The sequence below is a fragment of the Psychrobacillus sp. AK 1817 genome, assembly GCF_008807035.1.
GTDB lineage: Bacteria > Bacillota > Bacilli > Bacillales_A > Planococcaceae > Psychrobacillus > Psychrobacillus faecigallinarum.
The window spans coordinates 1,837,136-1,856,715 of the sequence record NZ_CP031739.1; the positions used below are offsets into that span (position 1 = coordinate 1,837,136).

Sequence of the window (19,580 nt, forward strand, 5' to 3'; positions counted from 1 at the left end):
TTACACCCATCCCTTTGCCTTTTTGTATATCTGAATAGCTTCAACGGTACATTCAAAGACTCCTTGCCCAATCTTTTTACCAATCTCAGTTATAGGACCTGCATACTCTATATAGGTCCCTTTTTGTGTCGCAGCTATTAATACACTATCTGTCGATGTACCAGTGGCAAGAGTACCCGTCCGAGGATCCATGACTTGTTCATGTGCCATTGCCTTCGTTTTAGCTTCCGTAGCAGTGATGACAGACTGGATAAAAGCCTCCTCCGCAAGCTCTCCATTAATAATAACCCATGTATTGATGGTACCTATGGCGGGGAACATTTCTACTTCGTGAGCTCGCGAAACATCGACTGCATTTCCAACTCCCGCGGTAACCATTACCACAAGACTCCCTAAAGGTGTTACATACTCTTTTATCACAGCGTCTGTAGTCCTGACTGCAGTCATCATGCCTACAGTATCCGCCTCCGATAAACCTCGAGCAGCAAGATAATTTAACATTTCCTCCTGCACATTATCACAGTGATACTGTGCATCTACTCTTCTATTCACGAAATTTCTATACCAGCCACTTCCCGCGTTAATGACTGCAGAAGACCAAGTTTTTAATTGATTTTCTGCCTGAAAAAGGACGTAGTCACCAGTTACTTTAAAGTTGAATGAAGTAATTAGTTGATTGTCTTGTTTTTCATTTACGTCTGGTAAAATAGTTATTTGCGGTTTAGGTCGCTCTGGATGGGGACTAGTACTAACCCTAGCCTCATAAACATTTTCCACTAAACTTTTTTTCACTACCTCTTGGGGCTCCCCGATTACTTTAATGCGCCCCTGGTCCATTAGTAAAAGTCTGTCACAGTATAGCGATGCAAGGTTAATATCATGAAAAATACTAATAATTGTAATGTCATTCTCAATTGCTTGTGTTTTGATTGTATCTAACAGCTGCTTTTGATGAGCGATATCCAAGTGATTCGTCGGTTCATCTAACAACAGTATGGGAGCCTGCTGAGCTAATGCCTGGGCTACAAATACTCTCTGTTGCTCTCCACCAGACAAAAGCTCTAGTAAATGCTTATCGTACTTATCGACGGCAGTCAGTCTCATTGCTTCCTTTATAGCGAATTCATCTTCTGAAGACCATGTAGAAAACCACCCTGATTGATGAGGATAACGACCAAGTGCAACTGTTTCTCGAACGGTATGTGAGAAAGCCTGATTGTGCAGCTGTGGAAGCACAGCCAACTTTTTCGCTAGCTCCTTCGAGGCAAAGGACTTTAACAGCTTACCTTCGATTAGTACCTCTCCAGATGATGGTGTGAGTATGCCACTCATTAGTTTAAGGAGAGTAGATTTTCCACTCCCATTTGGTCCTAATATTCCTAGCATTTCTCCTTTTGATACTTGAAAGGAAACATCCTCCACTACTAGCTTTTGATCGTAGCCACCAGAAATATTTTTTACTTCTAGCAAGTTAAGCGCCTCCTTTTTTACGTTGTCTAAAGAAGATAAAAGCAAAAACAGGTGCCCCTATAAACGCAGTAATTACCCCTATTGGAAGCTCTGTTGGAGAAATAATCGTACGGGATACAAGATCACAAATGATCAATAAAGAAGCTCCATTTATAAAGCTCAAAGGAAGCACGTGCCGGTTATCGGAGCCAAATAAAAGTCTAGTCATATGTGGCACTACCAATCCAACAAAACCAATGGTTCCAGACACTGATACGGCTGTGCCTGTAAGCATTGACCCACCAATTAATATCATCATTTTACGCTTCTTTACATCCACACCTAGATGCTGTGCTCGTTCTTCTCCAAAGAGCATGGCATTTAGCTCCCTACGATTTAACCATAGTAATAGGGAACCGATTACCATGAATGGCAATGCCATCTGAACATAGCTCCAGCCCCTCATAGATACACTGCCTAACAGCCAACCAATAATTTGCCGTAGCTCTTCACCTGTCAGAGCAATCATTAAGGAAATGACTGAGCCAAGAAATGAGCTAAATATAATACCTGTTAAAATAATCGTTTCCATTTTCATCGCGCGATCTACTAGCCTTGCGAAGGAAATAACGATGAGCATTGTAACTAATGCCCCTACCATACTGAAAACAGGCAAGGTGAACATTCCTAAGAAAGGTACCGAAATTCCAAAAAAGAGTGTAGCCACTGCACCAACAGATGCTCCGGACGACACTCCCAGTGTATAAGGGTCGGCTAGTGGGTTTTTAAGCAGGCTTTGAAAGGCCGCTCCCGCTATTGCCAGGGATGCTCCGACTAATCCTGCGAGTATAACCCGCGGCATGCGAATCTTCCATACTATATTAGTTGCAATCGCATCTGTTCCTGTATCCCATAAAGTACTGATCGGCACCTTTACAGATCCGACCGATACACCTAGCCAAATGGCTACAGCCAACGTAGCCAGTGACAGGATGTAACCGATCATTGATTTACTCACTAAATGCCTCCGGATAGATAGCCTTCGCCACTTCCTCTAAACCTTCTACTAAACGTGGACCTTGGCGACTTGTGGTATCCTCATCCACTTGTACTACTGCATTATTTTTAATAGCTGTCACTGTATCGAAACCATCACGTTGCTTGACCTTTTCAACAATGCCATCCACGTAATCATACGTGATTAACATAACATCAGGATTACGACTTACAATTTCTTCTGGGCTGACTTGGAACCAGCCCTCTTGGTCAGCCATGATATTTTCTGCGTTGACCATCGTTAGAATTTCTTGCATAAATGTATTATTACCAGGAGTATAGATCTCAGGCACATCTGAGGTTTCTACAAAAACTGTTTTCTTTGTTTCTACTTTTGAAACTTTTTCTTGAATTTCGTCAACCTTTGCCTTCATATCCTTTATAATGGCCTGTGCTTCCTCATTCTTGCCTGTTGCACGACCAATCTGCTCGATGGATGTATAGGTTAAGTTAAAATCCTTTGCATCCTGTACTACATAAACCTTTACACCAGAATCTCGTAGCTGTTGTAACCCAGCGTCAGCCATTCCTACTACGGACTCATGAGCGAAGACAATATCTGGATTCAAAGAGATAATTTTTTCAATGTTATACTCCATGCCACCAATTTTTTCTTTTTCTAAGGCTTCCTCTGGATAACTCTCGTAATCATTAACGCCGACAATTTCCTCATCAAGCCCTAATGCAAATAGAATTTCCGTATTACTTGGAATCATGGAAATAATGGTCTTCGGAACTTCCTCTAATGTGATTTCTTGGCCTACAGCATCCGTCAATGTAAGCGGAAATGCAGTTTCTGAATTTCCAATTTCTGAACTATCTTCTTTTTCTGATGGAAGTGTCTCTTGCTCATTACATCCAACTAACACAAGCAAGGTCATTCCTATAATTAACCAAAACTTTTTCATCCTTCATTCCTCCTAAAATCAATAAAAAATCTCCCATCCTAGGATGAGAGATAGATAGGTATAAATCTGCCACAAAATACCGATAGCTGACCTACACCAGACCTATCCGCGTAGGTAATGGGTATGCACGTAAGGGCAGGTTTTCTGGCTTATGATGCATATGCATCACTAACAGTGGCGGGACCGCGCTGGACTTTAACCAGCTTCCCTTTTAACTCTAGCAATCCGTAACTAGAGCACCTTTACGCAAAAAATATTCCATTGCTGCTTTGCATTTATTATACCTTATAATTAAATGTTGTCGAGATGGAGACTAGAAGAGAAATTCGAGAAATAAATTAATATCAAGCAATTTTCCGAGTTTAGCGAAACATTAATTCCTTAACCTTGTAATCTATGAGTAATCACTGGACTATTAATAAAAATCGCAGTACACAATCCAATCTTGTTTATCTTGATTGTAGAAAAAATAAAAACTGCCACTATCTACTATATTGAATTGCGCCTTGGCATCAGAGCTTATCTGAAAGACAAACGGATAATCTTCACCATATGAGACTCCGCTCTGTGTATAGGATGGATATCCACCAACCTTGTGCATGGGATAAATATTTTCGACGATATCGTCGTAATACTCTATATCACTCTCCAATTCAAGACGTAAAATTTCATCTTGAATTTCTGGTTCTATATCTTCTGAATCCCATGCTGGGGTATCGTTCTCAACTAATATTGGTTTTAATGGAAAAGACTTCATTCTTGAAGATTGTTCATTTATCTTTTGTATTTCATTAATATTAGTAAAACAATTTATCTTAAAAAAAGAAGCTAAATTTTCTTCAATTAAATGATTATATACATTAAAATCCATATAAACAGAGATTAACTGAATGTTTTTTAGCTCCTTCGGTACATAAGGTAAATTCTTTAGAAATATAGTACATATTGGTTCAAACTGAGGAGATTTATTTTCTCCGCTACCCCACATAACATTTCCTATCCAGCTCTCTCCCAATTCTTCCGTCGGCCGAGATCCTCCTGTTTCAAAAATCGTAGCTCGTTTAAATAGTGATTGTTTTAATTGAGTAATATTCAACGCAATTACCTCCTAAATCTATGTCCAAGCTTATTCACTTAAGTAGGACTCCCAATCATAATCATTTATTTTGTAGAATGCGCCATTGTCATTTCTCTCATATGCACAGAGGGGTAAATCTTCAATAAAAGTTAAAATAGAGTCATCAATATTTAAAATTACCCCTATAGATATATATTGCAGATTTTCATGATTATTTAAAAATTCATCATCTTCATAACCACTTAATACAGACCAACCAGAGTCTTGCTCATCCCTTGGCTCGTCTCTTAACATAAAATTAAATTCATCTCTCTCCAAAACATCTTTGCTCACAATTATTTTTGTGTCAAAATAGTAATCCCATTTGGATGAATATGGATCATTATACTCCGTGTCACAAATATGTTCTGTCCGAAATGATACTTCTTGTCCTCTTTTTAACTCACTTAGATTAAATGGATCATTCGTAAGAATTCCCTTAAAGTTCTCCATATCCCTGTGAGTAATTTCAACCCACATTTTTTCTCCCGCATACCCGTCTGTTCTTGTCTCGATTTCAAAGATTAGTTTGACCATATCTCCTATATTTAAATTACCTATCACTTCTTTGCTAGGAATATAAAAAGTATAGGGTGCATCCTTATTTCTTTTATAGGCACTATCTAAATACCATGGCACTTTGCTTCCTCCTTGCATCGTTATAAGCCTATTCTAACTTGAATATAAAAAAGAGGGCATTAATCCATTGATTAAAGCCCTCCAATGAGTTAGTTCCTAATTTATTACTTCGCGTTTTCAAAAATAATTCCTGCTTATTAAGGGAACTTTACTCATTCGTGAGCTTCTTCATCTCTTTTGTATTCTAAAAGATCCCCAGGCTGGCATTCTAAAGCCTTACAAATTGATTCTAATGTAGAAAGCCTAATTGCTTTAGCTTTACCATTTTTTAATATAGAAAGGTTAGCCATTGTTATTCCAACCCTCTCTGAAAGTTCTGTTACGCTCATTTTTCTTTTAGCCAACATCACATCGATATTAATAATAATCGCCATATTTTCACCTCAGACCGTTAAATCGTTTTCAGATTTTATATGAATAGCTTCTTGTAAAAGTTTTTGGAGAACGGCTGAAAAAACGACAATTACCATAGAGGCAAAAATCATGATAAGCCCGATTACTATAACTCCTGGAGCATCATCCTTCTCTGCCACAAGAAAAAATAGTGGCATGCCTAATACATATAAAGAGCTAATTGCAAGTGCACAGTATTTAATATTCTTTAACGCTCTTACAGATAATTCCGAGAAAGCATTGCCCATATCAATATAATTTAAAAGTTTAAAAGCTTGGTACAAAGCAAAGTAAAAAGGTATAGCCGTTGCATACAAATCGATAAAAACGAGATATTTGAGATATGGAATGTCAGGATATAATTCTTCTGCAAAATTTGCTATTTCAGGCACCAAAAATATACACAAAGCCAGAACGGGAATTCCCATAACAATAACCGCCATCTTTAAAAATAATGTTGTTCCTTTTTTCATAAAAGCACCTCACTTAAATATAATTCAATATAATTATATTATAATATTTATCGTTTTAGAATAAATAAATATTGTTTTTTAAAGTATTTTTATTGATAAATGAAAAAGTGGTGACGAGCAGACATCATTCGGAACATCTTGGCTCAAGTTCTTGCTTTTTATAAACTTGTTATTTTCCTTTTTAATCTGTTTGATTAAACTAATAAACAAACAAAAGAGGCATTAAGAATTGGTTTCTTAATGCCTCTAGGAGTTTTAATTACATTTTTTCTGGAGCAGATACTCCGATTAGTTTTAATGCATTTGCAATTGTTTGGCGTGCAGATGTTACTAGCGCAAGACGTGCTTCTGAAAGAGGCACATTGTCAGCGTTTAGTACTTTGTCTGCATTATAGAAACTGTGGAATGTTGCTGCTAGTTCCTGGATATAGGTTGCTACACGGTGAGGTGCACGAAGTTTCGCAGCATCCGCTACAACTTGTGGGAAGTCACCGATTTTTTTCAATAGATCAAGTTCTTTTTCGCTTTGCAATAACTCCAAGGAATTTGTAGACGCCTTCATTCCTTGTGTTTCTGCAGAACGTAAAATAGAACAAATACGAGCATGTGCGTATTGCGCATAGTACACTGGGTTTTCATTGGATTGAGAAACGGCTAAATCAAGGTCAAAGTCCATATGAGAATCACCGGAACGCATACCGAAGAAATAACGCACAGCGTCTAATCCTACTTCTTCCACAAGCTCACGCATCGTTACAGCTTTACCTGTACGTTTACTCATTTTCATTTTTTCGCCGTCTTTATATAGCTGAACCATTTGGATAACAGATACTTCTAGCTTTTCACGTTCGTATCCAAGTGCCTCAAAAGCAGCCTTCATACGCGGAATGTATCCGTGATGGTCTGCTCCCCAAATATTAATGAGCTGATCGAAGCCACGAGCCAGCTTATTCTCATGGTATGCAATGTCTGGAAGTAAATAAGTGAATGAGCCATCACTTTTAATAAGTACACGATCCTTATCATCTCCAAATGTAGTAGAGCGTAACCAGGTTGCCCCCTCTTCTTCAAAGATATGACCGTTTTCACGTAATTTGTTTAATGCAATATCAATTTTTCCGCCTTCATATAAGGAGGTTTCCGAGAACCAATTGTCAAAGCTTACACGGAAGTCTGATAGATCCTTTTGAAGTTTCGCCAATTCAACTTTTAAACCATGTGTACGGAATGCTTGGAAACGTTCCTCATCTGACATATGAACAAATTTATCCCCATGCTCTTTTGCAATGTCAGCAGCAATATCGATAATGTCTTGTCCTCGATATCCGTCTTCTGGCATTTCCTTTTCCATACCTAATGCTTCAAAATATCGCACTTCAATAGAAACGGCTAAGTTATTGATTTGATTGCCTGCATCATTAATATAATACTCACGAGAAACATCATAGCCGGCAAAGTCCAATACGTTGCATAAGGAATCTCCCACAGAAGCTCCACGAGCATGCCCTAGGTGTAGGTCACCTGTTGGATTGGCAGAAACAAATTCCACTTGAATTTTTTCTCCAGCCCCGGATTTCGTACGTCCGTAATTTTTTTCTTCAGTAAGGACAGCTTTCACAACATCTTGTAAATAATCTTTACGTACTGTAATGTTCATAAACCCTGGACCAGCAATGTCAACTTTCTCCATCATTGTGCCATTCATATTAAGATTTTCAATGATTGCTTCTGCAATTTGACGAGGGTTTTTCTTCGCAATTTTTGTTAATTGCATAGCAATATTTGTTGCGTAGTCGCCATTTGCTTTGTCTTTTGGTGTTTCCAGATGAACAGATGGGAGCTGCTCTTCTGTCACAAGCTCTGCTTTAAGAATTGCTTGTTGTAATGCTTCCTTAATAGATTGTTGTACTTTTTCTACTGCGTTCATTTATTCCGCCTCCGAATATGTTAGTTCTAATTTATATGTACCGACCACTTCTTCATCCACTATTAGTTCATAATGTACTAGAAAATGACCATCCTTGAATTGTAAATGCTTTGTATTTGTTGAAATCATGAAGGTGCCGTAACCTGTGTCATAGCTACCGGTTTGCTGCTCTCCCTTTTGAAATGGAAGACGCATTTTAACGCCACCGCTTCGCAATATTAAAGCAGACTCCTCATGTAATTTGACTGTTGTTCTAACAGCTTTTTCATTCTGCACTTCCTCATAAACTAAATAAGGCTGCTCTCCCTTTAAGGTTAGAACGCCCGTAGTGCGAATGTCAAAGAATTCTTTTTTTGCTTTGGGGTGTTGGATCGTTGATCGTAAACGAACTTCAACTGATTTTTTTAATGGTTCAGACATGGACTTCATCCTTTAGAGCATATTAATGATTTATTTAATTTCTATTGCTTGCTTCCATAGAATATATGGTAGATTTCCGCTTTAGTCGGACGCTTTCCGTGGGGTGAGCGATAAGCCACCACCGCCGCCGCTTGCGCGTCGTTTGTGATGTCTTATCTGTCTCACTCATCCCACTGGAGTCGCCGACTGCCGCTACAATCATAAGATGAGTATATATGAGATTAGCTAGAGTGAAAAAAATTATACGATATCCATCAAATATAAATTGCTTGCATGAATAGAATAGATGGCAGATTTCCGCTTTAGTCGGGCGCTTTTCGTGGGCGATAAGTCATCACCGTCGCTTGCACGTCATTTGTGATGTCTTATCTGCCTCACTCATCCCACTGGAGTCGCCGACTGCCGCTACAATCAACTAAACAATTGTTAGTATTCAAACCTAATTACTAATTATAACTTTTAAAAGAAGTTTGTTAATATAACCTTCATATTATAGCTTAAATTTCGCTTAAGTTACAACTAAACCTTAAACACTATACACTATTAGCAGCTGTTTGTTAGAGTAATGGAATAAATAGTTATAAATATCATTTTAATTTTACTCAATACAAAAAAAGTGATGTCCATTAAAGAACATCACTTTTATACTTTATTAAATTGCACTCCTGCGTACTGATCGTCGCAGATACATTTAGATATTACTTTCTACTTTACCCAGCCTAAAATCATTTCGCGTAGGAGCTTCGATGCAGTGTTTGCGGTTTGCTCCTGCGCACAGCTCGTCGCAGATACATTTAGATTTTACTTTCTACTTTACCCATCCTAAAATCATTTCGCGTATTAGCTTCGATGCAGTGATTGCGGTTTGCTTCCGCTTCACTTCGTTCAGCTACGCAGAATAAGGGAGACTATTTTCTATTTAATCCATCCTAGTAGCATTTCTCTCATTAGCTTCGATGCAGTGTTGGCGGTTTGCTTCCGCTTCACTTTGTTCAGCTACGCAGAATAATGGAGACTATTTTCTATTTAACCCATCCTAGTAGCATTTCTCTCATTAGCTTCGATGCAGTGTTGGCGGTTTGCTCCGATTGGTCGTAGATTGGGGCTACTTCTACAAGGTCGAAGCCTACTACGTTAACGCCTGAGTTTGCGATAGCATGGATGGAGGCTAGCAGCTCGCGGCTTGTTATTCCTCCACAGTCTACAGTTCCTGTGCCTGGTGCGTGTGCTGGGTCAAGCACATCGATATCAATTGTTACATAGACCGGACGACCCTCTAGTGTCGGAAGTACTTCCTTCAATGGCTCTAGCACTTCAAATTTGGCGATTTGCATGCCATTTTCTTTAGCCCAGTCGAACTCTTCCTTCATTCCAGAACGAATTCCAAATGAGTAGACGTTTTTTGGACCAATATATTCTGCGATTTTACGGATTGGAGTTGAGTGAGATAGTGGCTCTCCTTCATATTCCACACGTAAATCGGTGTGCGCATCCATGTGGATAATTGCTAAATTATCATATTTGTCTGCCACAGCTTTCATTACTGGCCAAGAGACTAAATGCTCTCCGCCCATGCCAACTGGAATTTTCCCATCTTGTAACAATTGACGAATGTAATCACCGATTAGCTCGAGGCTTTTCGCTGCGTTTCCAAATGGAAGTGGGATATCCCCTGCATCGAAATAGTTTACGTCATCTAGCTCTCTATCAAGATATGGCGAATATTCCTCTAGTCCGATAGAAACCTCTCTAATGCGTTGTGGCCCAAAACGAGATCCTGGACGGTAGCTTACTGTCCAGTCCATCGGCATACCATAAATAACTGCCTGAGCTTTTTCGTAGTTTTGCTTACTTTTTATAAATACATTGCCTGAGTATGCTTCATCAAATCGCATTGGCTTACTCTCCTGCAAGGTCTTTCACAAATTTCGGTAAAACGAATGCTGCTTTGTGAAGCTCTTTTGTATAATATTTTGTATCAATATCGAAGAATTGTTCCTCTGGAACCTGTAGTGGATCATATTTCTTCGAGCCAATTGTAAAGCACCAAAGACCACTTGGATACGTAGGAATATTAGCTAAATACATATTTGTAATTGGGAATATTTCCTTTACGTCCTTTTGGACCTGTCGAATTAAGTCTGCCTTAAACCAAGGGTTGTCCGATTGAGCAACAAATAGACCATCTTCTTTTAGTGCCTTAGAAATACCAGCATAGAATCCTTTTGTAAATAGATTTACTGCTGGTCCCACTGGTTCAGTTGAATCTACCATAATAACATCATACTCGTTTTCAGACTCAGCAATATGCATGAAGCCGTCTCCAACCTGCACATCTACACGAGGATTTTCTAATTCACAAGCAATCTCTGGTAAATATTTTTTTGAGTACTCTATTACTTTTCCATCTATATCAACAAGTGTCGCTTTTTTTACTTTTGGATGCTTCATAATTTCACGAATTACTCCACCGTCTCCCCCACCAACAACTAATACGTTTTCTGGGTTTGGATGTGTAAATAAAGGAACATGTGCCACCATTTCATGGTAAACAAACTCATCCTTTTGAGACGTCATAACCATTCCGTCTAAAAAGAGCATGTTACCCCATTCTTCTGTTTCTGCCATTTCTAACAGTTGGAAATCCGTTTGCTCAGTATGAAGTGTGCGTTTCACCTTCATTGTGATGCCAAAATTCTCGGTTTGCTTTTCTGTAAACCAAAATCCAGCCATTTATCTATCTCCTTCCAATACATAATTCTTTTACTTTATCAAAAAAGTAAATACAAAGAAAGTATAGAGGTTTTTGGCAAAAGTGCAATAGTTTTTTGTTTTCCCGTTTAATTTGAATCTATTGTTCTCATACTGTTAGAAACATGGATGAAAACGGGGTGGATTTTTTGAAGCGCTCGCAATATAAAAAGAAGGCAACTCGAAATAAAAGAGTAAAAAGAGTATTTTTGTTAGGAATTGCCGCAAGCTGTGCAGTTTTAAGTGCCCTGGTCACCCTTCGCATTTACGCTCAAATTGTTGGTGCCCCTATAATACAAGTTCCTATTTCCTCTGTTTTTTTAGACAGTCAGGATAATGTTATTGGAGACCGCTTTGAGGATCAACGTAGATACTGGGTATCTCTTGATGAAATGTCGCCTTTCATACCGCAGGCTACTATTTCTGTCGAGGATCAGGAATTTTATGAGCATAATGGATTTGATTATTCTCGGATTGCATCGGCTCTTCTAAAAGACGTAAAGGCTGGCAAAAAAGTAGAGGGAGCCAGTACAATTACTCAGCAATATGCTCGTAATGTATTTTTAACCCACGAGAAATCATGGACTCGTAAATTGAATGAAGCATTATATGCCTATCGGTTAGAAATTTTCTACGAGAAGGATGAACTTTTAGAGGGCTATTTGAACACTGTTTACTTTGGACATGGGATGTACGGAGTAGAGGCTGCAAGCAGGTTTTATTTTGGGAAGAGCGCTAAGTCTTTAACTCTAGCAGAGTCTGCTCTTCTTATGGGAATTCCAAAAGGTCCTACCCATTACTCCCCTTTAGTTAATGAGGAAAAAGCAGTCAATCGTCAAAAGCTAATCTTACAACTTATGAATAATCAGCAGTTTATCACTGCTGAGCAAAAAGAACATGCAAATCAAGAGCATTTTGTATTAAAAACCGAGGAATCAGTAGTTACTAAAAAGACAGCACCATATTTTTTAGAAGAGGTATGGAAGGAAGCAACAAATATTGTAGAGACCAAGGGGCGCCGTATTGAAGAGGGCGGTTGGACGATTACGACCACATTAAATCAAAAGCATCAACAGGCAGCTGAAGAAACTATAAAAAAATGGATGCCTGAGGGCGAGCTACAAATTGGATTCGTCAGCATGGAACCAAAAACAGGTTACATTACTGCTATGGTTGGGGGACGAAGTTTTACAGAAAGTCCCTTCAACCGGGTTACACAGGCAAAAAGACAGCCTGGTTCAACGATTAAACCTTTATTATTTGCGGCTGCTCTAGAAAATGGATTTTCTCCATTAACCTATTTAAAAAGTGAACGAACAATATTTACCTATGATAACGGACGTAGAGAATATGAGCCCAAAAATGTAAATGGAGAGTTTGCTAATCATCCCATTTCCATGGCTCAGGCTATTGCCATCTCTGATAATATCTATGCGGTTAAAACATTAGAGCAAATAGGCTATAAGCCTTTAGAACAGTTGGTCGAGCGCTTTAACATCAATATGGAAATTGACCATACACCTGCCGTTGCCTTAGGAACACCCGAAGTATCCTTACTAGACATGACAAAGGTTTATAACACAATATCGGATAAAGGGGTTCAGATGCAACCAACATATATTACTAAGATTACTGACAATGATGGAAAAGTATTGTATGACGTCACAGAGGAAAAACGTAAGGGTAAGAAGGTGCTATTAGAAGAGGATGCATTTGTTTTGTCTCACTTAATGACAGGAACCTTTGATCCTACCTTTAATGATTACTCCCCGGCAACTGGTATTAGCATTCGTGCAAAACAAACTCGTCCTTACGCGGCTAAATCAGGAACAACAAATACTGACCAATATTTAATTGGCTTCTCCCCTCAGCTTACTACTGGGGTTTGGAACGGCTACGATCAAGGAAAAGCGGTAAGCGATGCCGAAGCAAAGCAGGTGACCAAGCAGGTTTGGATTGAGTTCATGGAGCTGGTTCATCGCGGATTGCCAGAAGAACCGTTTATTGCTCCAGCGGGAGTTCGAGGAGTCATAGTTGACATTGAAACTGGCGGAATTGCAACAGCTGATTGCGATAAGCAGAGACTTATTTACTTAAAGGAGAAGGATGTTCCGAAACAGCTTTGTACAGATCCACGTTTGAAACAGCATACCTTTGAAGATCTTACAGCGGATGAAAACGGAGACAATGATGAGCCATGGTCTATCTTCCCATTCTCCTTCTTTGGAAATTAAAACGTATTAGAAAAAAAAGAGCTGCAAGCATTTTGCAGCTTTTCATTTTGGTTCTTATTACGCCATGGTTGGCGTTTTCCATGTCAAACTGGCTAGTTTCTTAAGATTTAAGTCAGCATCGCCTGCATGGACAATTTTTTTAATTCCTTTAGGGTTGTCCATCGCATACCATGCTTTTCTTTACTCTTTCCATATACTTCTTTCATGGTTGTGTCTCAAGTCCTCAGCTACATCCAGGTAGTCATGCCATATGTGGCGTTGAATCATTTTTTGGTGATTCTTACTATGCGTGCACTATCCTTCCTTTGTGGTTGATCGGTATGTAAGATCTGCTCGAACTGATCAGTATCTGCGAAACGTATGACATAGTTTTACCTAACATGGAGAAGTGAGGAACCTCTGTATGAAAGCCGAATCCTAGAAACCAACGGTATGCCACATTCGTTTCAATTTCCTTGTTTGTCTGGCGTATGGAACGGATACCAAAGGTGTAATAGATGAATGTCACCTGGCTCAGTACTACAGGATCTATGCTGGGTCTCCCAATGGTTGAGTAAAGATCTTCAACTAATCGATAGATAAAGGAGAAATCAATTGCCGCATCCAGTTTGCGCACCAGATGGTCTTTAGGAACCAACTGCTCTATGGTCAGTATCTCCAACTGTTCGCGTTCATTGAGTTTGATTCTTGGCCATCCTATCCATCCCCTCATTCCTTTAATAGGAAGCACTGTTGATTGGAGCGGAGAGCGGCGACTCCAGCGGGAATAGCGCGAGCTGAAGACCCTGGACTGAGCGTAGCGAGGGAAGCGGCTGAAGCCGTGCCCGCGGAAAGCGTCCGCTCGCAGCGGAGATCAACATTTCTAGCTTTATCTCTTAAAAGAAAAAAGATTGTAGGCAAAACACCAAAATTCATGGTGTTTGTCTACAGTATGAGAGCTGCAAGCGTTTTGCAGCTCTTTTACATTTGTAAGATTACTCATAATCGAAAGTTCAGTTTTAATAAGTACAATAAATGAAATTGTAACTACTCCATAAAAGATTACTTAGTCCCTTCTTTAGATGAAGTGACTAACTTCTACTCATTGTAATAACATGCAGCAAGCACTTTCCCCCGCCGAACGGGTTCGCAAAGAGCGAAAATCAAACAAATGTATTCTTTATTTTTCAAGCAATCAGCATATACACTAAGGCTAGATAAGCACCTTTGAAGAAGCATATGCTAATTTAGCACAAAATAAAAAGCCTTCCACCCTCCTAAGAGAGTGAAAAGCTTTTTCTTAGTATAACTTTCTGCTTAAGGTAGGAATGTTTTGGATTGGGTTTCACAATGCTTCCCAGCCCGCTACTTACTCATATTACTAAGTGTCCTAGCATTACTGTGAAGTAAGCTTTAAGTAAATTGTACTTTCTTTTTTCGATTTATTCAACCACCTAAACGGACTAAATTATAATCGAATTGAACTATAAATTATTTTAATATCATATCTCAAGGTCTTGGTGAAGCTTGATATCGCTTCTTTCCCAGATTTCTAGGTTATGGGATTGTAGGAAACTCTTTAAGATTTCTTTTGAGCGATTGTCCATAAAATCGACTAAAATTTGTCGTTTCATCGATTTATCCATTCGATTTACATGGTCTGCTAAAATCTTATAGCCACGTCGCTTCTCCCGATTAACCACCATCTCACATGCTGCTACTCCCGCGTAATATGGTCCGTCCGCTTTATGGTCAATTGTTACCCAGACTAGCCAATAGGGCTTACCGCCTTCGGAATCCTCACGATTTGTAGTAAACTTGATACCTCTTTCTGTATCGCTTCTAGCATGCATGGCACCTATTTCTACTTTTGCTGTGCCTTCTTCTATATCTATAATGACTGGAGATACGTTCTCTAGAGATAGAGAGCCAATTCCAAATCCCTTATGCCCGTCTGTTGGGTCATTTTTTATAATTGTAAATCCTACTTTTTGTTTTGGTTTTTCTTCATTAGTCATGCGTAAACTCCTTTCACTCTGTTATGATGTTAAGTATACTGATAATTTCTACAAAGGAGGTAACGAAATGCCATATGTAACTGTAAAAATGTTAGAAGGTCGTTCCGATGACCAAAAACGCGCATTAGTAGAAAAAGTGACTGAGGTAGTTGCAGAAACAACTAATGCACCCGTTGAGAATGTAGTTGTGTTCATCGAAGAGATGCCTAAAAACCATTACGCTGTAGCTGGTACTCTTTTAAGCGATAAATAATTACCTTAGAAAGCTATCCCTAGTGGATAGCTTTTTCATTCATCAAATTCATCACAAAAGAGAAAGCCTCTTCAATTTCTTCCTCTGTGTAATTCAATTTCCCTTTTACAACGTGAACTTTTTCTATTTGTTCTTCCTTTGGAAAGTTCTCAAAGTATAATAGCGTAGAAACTAGCTCTAGAAAACGGGAGCTTTTTTCTTTCATTTGCTCAATGCATATCTTCAATGCTGGACTTGCCTCAGGTACCTGAGCCATTTCCATAAAATGTTCCCCTGCATCCGTCATTTGATATTTGTATTGGACATACGAGCCTTTGTCTTGTCGTTCCTCCTGCAAGAAGCCCATATTACAAAGCTCCTCTACACGTAATGTTAACTCTTCTGAGTATGGCCCATAAATATGAAAATCATATTTCTCTTTATATGGAAACTGCAACTTCTTAGCAATATAGACCATTTTCTGTAGTTTCTTTCTTCCCGTGATCCCGTCTGCTGCTCCGATAAATTGTACAATTTTTGCATGTTCCTCTAACAATACAAACCCACCTCTATTTTAGTAAATCGAGTATCTGTTTCTTTAATGCCTTCTTCTTGCCATCTGCTGTTAAGAAGTCCTCGGGAAAATATAATTTATGGTCTGTGCGTCTTTTCCCTGAAATAGCCTCTACTACCTCTGACTGGCGAGAGAGCTCTCTAATTTCTCCATTTGGCATTTGAAGGTGAATAGGAATACGTTCTCCCTCTTCCCCTGGACGATAAAAATCGTAAGGTAAATCGGAGGACGAATCAAATACTAAGTAATACTCTGGATCGATTCCAGCCCGTTTAAATAGCTGCTCTAACTCCTTCATTTTTACGTAATCCTTTGCCAAATCAAACTCTATATATTGGAACAGCTTACGATTCACAAAGCGATTACACAAATCAGATAGGATAGAATCCTTCTCGTTCATCCATAGTTGGAAATAAGTCAATAAAACTCCCTCATCTAGCGCAAGGTAATCCTGTAGGGTAAAGCTATTATCAAAAAAACGCAAAAAGTGAGTAGGCTGCTGTTCAAAGGCATAACCAGTTTCACTTAACGCTTTCGCACGATGTAAAATTTTCGTTAAAATAACTTCTGCACTTCTGGAAACTGGATGAAAATATACTTGCCAATACATTTGATAACGACTCATAATATAATCTTCCACTGCGTGCATCCCAGTAGATTTGATAACCACTTGATCATCTAACGGACGCATAACTCGTAAAATCCGCTCCATATCGAAATGCCCATAGCTTACCCCGGTAAAATAAGCATCTCTTTGCAAGTAATCCATACGATCTGCATCTATTTGACTGGAGATTAAGCTTACAACTTGTTTATTCGGATACGTTTTACCAATGACATCCGCCACTTTTTGTGGAAAGTCATCGCTCACCCTTGAAAGAATTTCATTTACCTCTGTATCTCCAAGTAAGATTTGTTTCGTAAATTCCTCATGGTCCAAGCCAAAAACATTTTCAAATGCATGAGAAAATGGTCCATGACCTAAATCATGTAGAAGTGCTGCACACAAAACTACCAGTCTTTCAGAGGGGTCCCACGCAGGTCTTCCTTCAAAACTATCGTCCACGATTCGTCGTACAATTTCATATACACCTAGTGAATGATTAAATCTGCTATGCTCTGCACCATGGAATACTAGATAGGTAGTGCCCAGCTGTTTAATACGTCGAAGCCTTTGGAACTCCTTAGCGCCGATTACATCCCAAATCACTTGGTCGCGTACATGAATATAACGATGGACTGGATCTTTAAATACTTTTTCTTCTGCTAGCTTTTGTGTAGCATAGCTCATTTGTCACCCTCCAGTCTCTATATAAAAAAAGCTAATTACTATTAACTATTAAGTATAAAGAAAAAAGCCGCTTATGAAAAGGCGGCAATAGTTCAATACATATAGGATAACCTTCTTGCAAAGAATGTCTATTATTATGACTCCAGCTTGGCGCGTACTTTCTCCATTAATTCGTCTTCGGTTAAAGCTGCTACTGGACGATTATTAATAAAAGCAAATGTCTTCTTGCGGCCAGGGCCACAGTATGACTGACATTCTTTTATTTCAACCTCTGCCTCTGGATCGATTGCTTTTAGTTTTGGAATTAATGTTTTTAGGTTAACGGCCTGACACTCATCGCAAACTCGAAAATGGTTTGCCATAGTACACAACCCTTTCTATAAATAGATATTGTCTACACGTCATTGTATCTTAAAGTTTATATTGCTATCAAGTGTAAATTACGTGAATAAAAGAGCGATATGTTGTCCATGATGTTAATAGAACAACGAAACTATGAACATGGTAGGAGGACAAACATGGTAAAGATAAGACAAGACGCATGGATGAGAGAAAACGATGAATTGTTAGCAGAATTAGTGTTACGACACGTTCGAGAAGGTAGTACACAGCTAAACGCATTTGAAGAAGCAGGTGACGAGTTAAATCGTACTGCCGCAGCCTGTGGATTTAGATGGAATGCAGTAGTTCGCCATCAATATGAAACAGAGCTAAAGGATGCGAAGAAAGAACGAAAAGAAAAGCTACGTATTTTAGGTAAGGATTATCGTCGTAGAGGAAATGGAATCTACTTAGCTAAGCCTCAGGAAGAAGGAGAACGCACTCAATCTATTCCTGTATCAGCATTATCCATAGATATAATTATTGCTTATCTAGTACGTTTACAGCACAGTGATTCAGATATTTCTAGATACCGCCATATGGCAACTATTTCGAACGAAAAGATTCGTAAGTTAGAAAGCGAGCTTGCAAAACTTGAAAAAGAAAACGCAGCGATTAAACAAGATTACGAGCAATTTGTTCAGATTATGAACCGCGCTCGACGTCTAGTAACTTTAAATGATGAAGAGATGCCAGCTGTTCCAGTATTTCAAATGGAGAAAAACGGCAATCTAGTAACAAAAGAACCACCAACCGTTTAATCGATTGGTGGTTTTTTCTATGTCTATTATAAATCTTGCAGTGGTCTATACAAGTATAACAAGCAATTAGCCGATCATAGAGACCCTAACAGTAACACTTTGTGGACGCTAGCCAAAAACTAAGATACTATGCCGTCTCTCATCCTTCTAGCATTTTTTGGTTTCGCTTTAGCACTCTTTCTAAATAGAATTGATATAATTCCGCTTCCTCTTGAGTAAGTGATTGCGAGATTACTTGTTTGGACAGATGCTGTAGTAACCTCTGTATGCGTATTACAATATCTTGCACGCTAAAGTTTGTTTCCAACAACTCATTGAGAGAGGCCATTACATCTGGTTTAATCTGTGGGTAAGTAAACTTAGTTTCCTCTCCCTGGATGCCAATACTGTAAAACTCCTGGATTAGGCGGGCTCGTTCGCTTCCGCTTCCTTCCACACAAAGATATACTTGAACGGCAATTCCCTGTCTTAGCCTTCGTTGTGAAATTCCTGCAAATTTCTTGCCCTCGATACTTAAATCATAGGAACCTGGACAATAGGACCCAACAATTTCATAAGCTTCTATTTTACCTTCTCCCTCTGGAAAAAGTAGCTGGACAAACGCCAACATAACTTCGTATCCGGTCGATATATCTATGGAATGATTTTTTTCGGATAGCACGATTGATATATTTAAAACACCTTCATCCAACACAACCGCCAGTCCTCCTGAATTTCGAACGATCGGATTGTAGCCACGTGTACGCAAGAAATCTTGGGCGTCTTCCACAAACGGTAGCCGATGATCCTGGATTCCCATCACAACTGTTTGATCATGTATCCATGTGCGAACAGTTGCCGGTGATTGTCCTTGTCCCACCACATGACAAAGTAAATCGTCCGCTGCAAAGGATTCTAACGCTGAACGGCTTTTCCCACTCAGTGATTGGTCCCAAAAGCGCCATGCATTTTGCTCCAATAAAACATCTATTTCTGAC

Annotated in this window: 19 protein-coding genes, 1 pseudogene and 1 riboswitch; of the genes and pseudogenes, 3 read left to right on the forward strand and 17 right to left on the reverse strand. The window is 39.1% G+C overall.

What is annotated here, in order from left to right; all coding sequences use genetic code 11:
* From D0S48_RS09160 to speE, 11 genes are all read right to left on the reverse strand, one after another.
* Complete coding sequence (locus tag D0S48_RS09160; protein ID WP_151111404.1) at window positions 1-1,470, reverse strand: adenosylcobinamide amidohydrolase; 1,470 nt, start codon at window positions 1,468-1,470, stop codon at window positions 1-3.
* Window position 1,471: 1 nt separating this feature from the next.
* Window positions 1,472-2,455 carry a FecCD family ABC transporter permease gene (locus D0S48_RS09165; protein ID WP_186318228.1) on the reverse strand — a complete coding sequence of 328 codons (984 nt, stop codon included), beginning with the start codon at window positions 2,453-2,455 and terminating at the stop codon, window positions 1,472-1,474.
* A 4-nt stretch (window positions 2,456-2,459) separates the two neighbouring features.
* The gene (locus D0S48_RS09170; RefSeq protein WP_151111406.1) at window positions 2,460-3,413 is read right to left on the reverse strand and encodes an ABC transporter substrate-binding protein; all 954 of its coding nucleotides are present in this window, start codon (window positions 3,411-3,413) and stop codon (window positions 2,460-2,462) included.
* Window positions 3,414-3,529: 116 nt separating this feature from the next.
* Window positions 3,530-3,672, reverse strand: a riboswitch (cobalamin riboswitch).
* A 156-nt stretch (window positions 3,673-3,828) separates the two neighbouring features.
* Window positions 3,829-4,509: a DUF1963 domain-containing protein gene (locus tag D0S48_RS09175; protein ID WP_151111409.1), complete on the reverse strand. Its 681-nt coding sequence runs from the start codon at window positions 4,507-4,509 to the stop codon at window positions 3,829-3,831.
* 30 nt (window positions 4,510-4,539) lie between these two features.
* Window positions 4,540-5,169 carry an immunity protein Imm33 domain-containing protein gene (locus D0S48_RS09180; protein ID WP_151111411.1) on the reverse strand — a complete coding sequence of 210 codons (630 nt, stop codon included), beginning with the start codon at window positions 5,167-5,169 and terminating at the stop codon, window positions 4,540-4,542.
* Window positions 5,170-5,321: 152 nt separating this feature from the next.
* On the reverse strand, window positions 5,322-5,543 hold the full coding sequence (locus tag D0S48_RS09185) for a helix-turn-helix domain-containing protein (RefSeq protein WP_144539767.1): 222 nt from the start codon (window positions 5,541-5,543) through the stop codon (window positions 5,322-5,324).
* Between the two features lie 9 nt (window positions 5,544-5,552).
* Window positions 5,553-6,035: a DUF2975 domain-containing protein gene (locus tag D0S48_RS09190; RefSeq protein WP_144539769.1), complete on the reverse strand. Its 483-nt coding sequence runs from the start codon at window positions 6,033-6,035 to the stop codon at window positions 5,553-5,555.
* Between the two features lie 259 nt (window positions 6,036-6,294).
* Window positions 6,295-7,962 (reverse strand): arginine--tRNA ligase, encoded by a 1,668-nt coding sequence (gene argS / locus D0S48_RS09195; RefSeq protein WP_151111413.1) that lies wholly within the window; start codon window positions 7,960-7,962, stop codon window positions 6,295-6,297.
* Window positions 7,963-8,382, reverse strand: coding sequence for a YwiB family protein (locus D0S48_RS09200; protein WP_151111415.1), 420 nt, complete (start codon window positions 8,380-8,382; stop codon window positions 7,963-7,965).
* Between the two features lie 1,022 nt (window positions 8,383-9,404).
* Window positions 9,405-10,277, reverse strand: a complete 873-nt coding sequence (gene speB / locus D0S48_RS09205) for an agmatinase (RefSeq protein ID WP_144539775.1) — start codon at window positions 10,275-10,277, stop codon at window positions 9,405-9,407.
* A gap of 4 nt (window positions 10,278-10,281) precedes the next feature.
* A complete protein-coding gene (gene speE, locus D0S48_RS09210) occupies window positions 10,282-11,115 on the reverse strand; it encodes a spermidine synthase (protein ID WP_144539777.1) in 834 nt (277 codons plus the stop codon).
* 167 nt (window positions 11,116-11,282) lie between these two features.
* On the opposite strand from speE, the gene D0S48_RS09215 reads away from it, so the two are divergent.
* A complete protein-coding gene (locus D0S48_RS09215; RefSeq protein WP_144539779.1) occupies window positions 11,283-13,367 on the forward strand; it encodes a transglycosylase domain-containing protein in 2,085 nt (694 codons plus the stop codon).
* Between the two features lie 320 nt (window positions 13,368-13,687).
* On the opposite strand, the pseudogene D0S48_RS20930 reads toward D0S48_RS09215, so the two are convergent.
* Window positions 13,688-14,062, reverse strand: a pseudogene (locus tag D0S48_RS20930) (transposase); the annotation flags it as partial.
* A gap of 786 nt (window positions 14,063-14,848) precedes the next feature.
* Window positions 14,849-15,364: a YwhD family protein gene (locus D0S48_RS09230; RefSeq protein WP_144539781.1), complete on the reverse strand. Its 516-nt coding sequence runs from the start codon at window positions 15,362-15,364 to the stop codon at window positions 14,849-14,851.
* A gap of 67 nt (window positions 15,365-15,431) precedes the next feature.
* Here D0S48_RS09230 and D0S48_RS09235 point away from each other — a divergent pair, with 67 nt between their 5' ends.
* Window positions 15,432-15,617: a 2-hydroxymuconate tautomerase gene (locus D0S48_RS09235; RefSeq protein ID WP_144539783.1), complete on the forward strand. Its 186-nt coding sequence runs from the start codon at window positions 15,432-15,434 to the stop codon at window positions 15,615-15,617.
* A 19-nt stretch (window positions 15,618-15,636) separates the two neighbouring features.
* Here the strand turns inward: D0S48_RS09235 and D0S48_RS09240 are convergent, their stop codons facing one another.
* From D0S48_RS09240 to D0S48_RS09250, 3 genes are all read right to left on the reverse strand, one after another.
* Window positions 15,637-16,152 carry a YwgA family protein gene (locus tag D0S48_RS09240; RefSeq protein WP_144539785.1) on the reverse strand — a complete coding sequence of 172 codons (516 nt, stop codon included), beginning with the start codon at window positions 16,150-16,152 and terminating at the stop codon, window positions 15,637-15,639.
* A gap of 13 nt (window positions 16,153-16,165) precedes the next feature.
* Window positions 16,166-17,461, reverse strand: a complete 1,296-nt coding sequence (locus tag D0S48_RS09245) for an HD domain-containing protein (RefSeq protein ID WP_144539787.1) — start codon at window positions 17,459-17,461, stop codon at window positions 16,166-16,168.
* Window positions 17,462-17,595: 134 nt separating this feature from the next.
* A complete protein-coding gene (locus tag D0S48_RS09250; protein ID WP_144539789.1) occupies window positions 17,596-17,823 on the reverse strand; it encodes a YuzB family protein in 228 nt (75 codons plus the stop codon).
* Window positions 17,824-17,979: 156 nt separating this feature from the next.
* Between D0S48_RS09250 and D0S48_RS09255 the strand changes: the two genes are divergently transcribed.
* On the forward strand, window positions 17,980-18,603 hold the full coding sequence (locus D0S48_RS09255; RefSeq protein ID WP_144539791.1) for an RsfA family transcriptional regulator: 624 nt from the start codon (window positions 17,980-17,982) through the stop codon (window positions 18,601-18,603).
* Between the two features lie 139 nt (window positions 18,604-18,742).
* Here D0S48_RS09255 and D0S48_RS09260 read toward each other — a convergent pair whose 3' ends face one another.
* Entirely contained in the window at window positions 18,743-19,573 is an 831-nt protein-coding gene (locus D0S48_RS09260) for an octanoyl-[GcvH]:protein N-octanoyltransferase (protein WP_144540042.1), read from the reverse strand.
* Window positions 19,574-19,580 lie beyond the last annotated feature (7 nt).

Coding starts and splice junctions, on each gene's coding strand:
- D0S48_RS09200 (WP_151111415.1), bottom strand. CDS start 8,382: ATGTCTGAACCATTAAAAAAATCAGTTGAAGTTCGTTTACGATCAACG.
- D0S48_RS09230 (WP_144539781.1), bottom strand. CDS start 15,364: ATGACTAATGAAGAAAAACCAAAACAAAAAGTAGGATTTACAATTATA.
- speB (WP_144539775.1), bottom strand. CDS start 10,277: ATGCGATTTGATGAAGCATACTCAGGCAATGTATTTATAAAAAGTAAG.
- speE (WP_144539777.1), bottom strand. CDS start 11,115: ATGGCTGGATTTTGGTTTACAGAAAAGCAAACCGAGAATTTTGGCATC.
- argS (WP_151111413.1), bottom strand. CDS start 7,962: ATGAACGCAGTAGAAAAAGTACAACAATCTATTAAGGAAGCATTACAA.
- D0S48_RS09235 (WP_144539783.1), top strand. CDS start 15,432: ATGCCATATGTAACTGTAAAAATGTTAGAAGGTCGTTCCGATGACCAA.
- D0S48_RS09165 (WP_186318228.1), bottom strand. CDS start 2,455: ATGATCGGTTACATCCTGTCACTGGCTACGTTGGCTGTAGCCATTTGG.
- D0S48_RS09250 (WP_144539789.1), bottom strand. CDS start 17,823: ATGGCAAACCATTTTCGAGTTTGCGATGAGTGTCAGGCCGTTAACCTA.
- D0S48_RS09185 (WP_144539767.1), bottom strand. CDS start 5,543: ATGGCGATTATTATTAATATCGATGTGATGTTGGCTAAAAGAAAAATG.
- D0S48_RS09255 (WP_144539791.1), top strand. CDS start 17,980: ATGGTAAAGATAAGACAAGACGCATGGATGAGAGAAAACGATGAATTG.
- D0S48_RS09170 (WP_151111406.1), bottom strand. CDS start 3,413: ATGAAAAAGTTTTGGTTAATTATAGGAATGACCTTGCTTGTGTTAGTT.
- D0S48_RS09245 (WP_144539787.1), bottom strand. CDS start 17,461: ATGAGCTATGCTACACAAAAGCTAGCAGAAGAAAAAGTATTTAAAGAT.
- D0S48_RS09190 (WP_144539769.1), bottom strand. CDS start 6,035: ATGAAAAAAGGAACAACATTATTTTTAAAGATGGCGGTTATTGTTATG.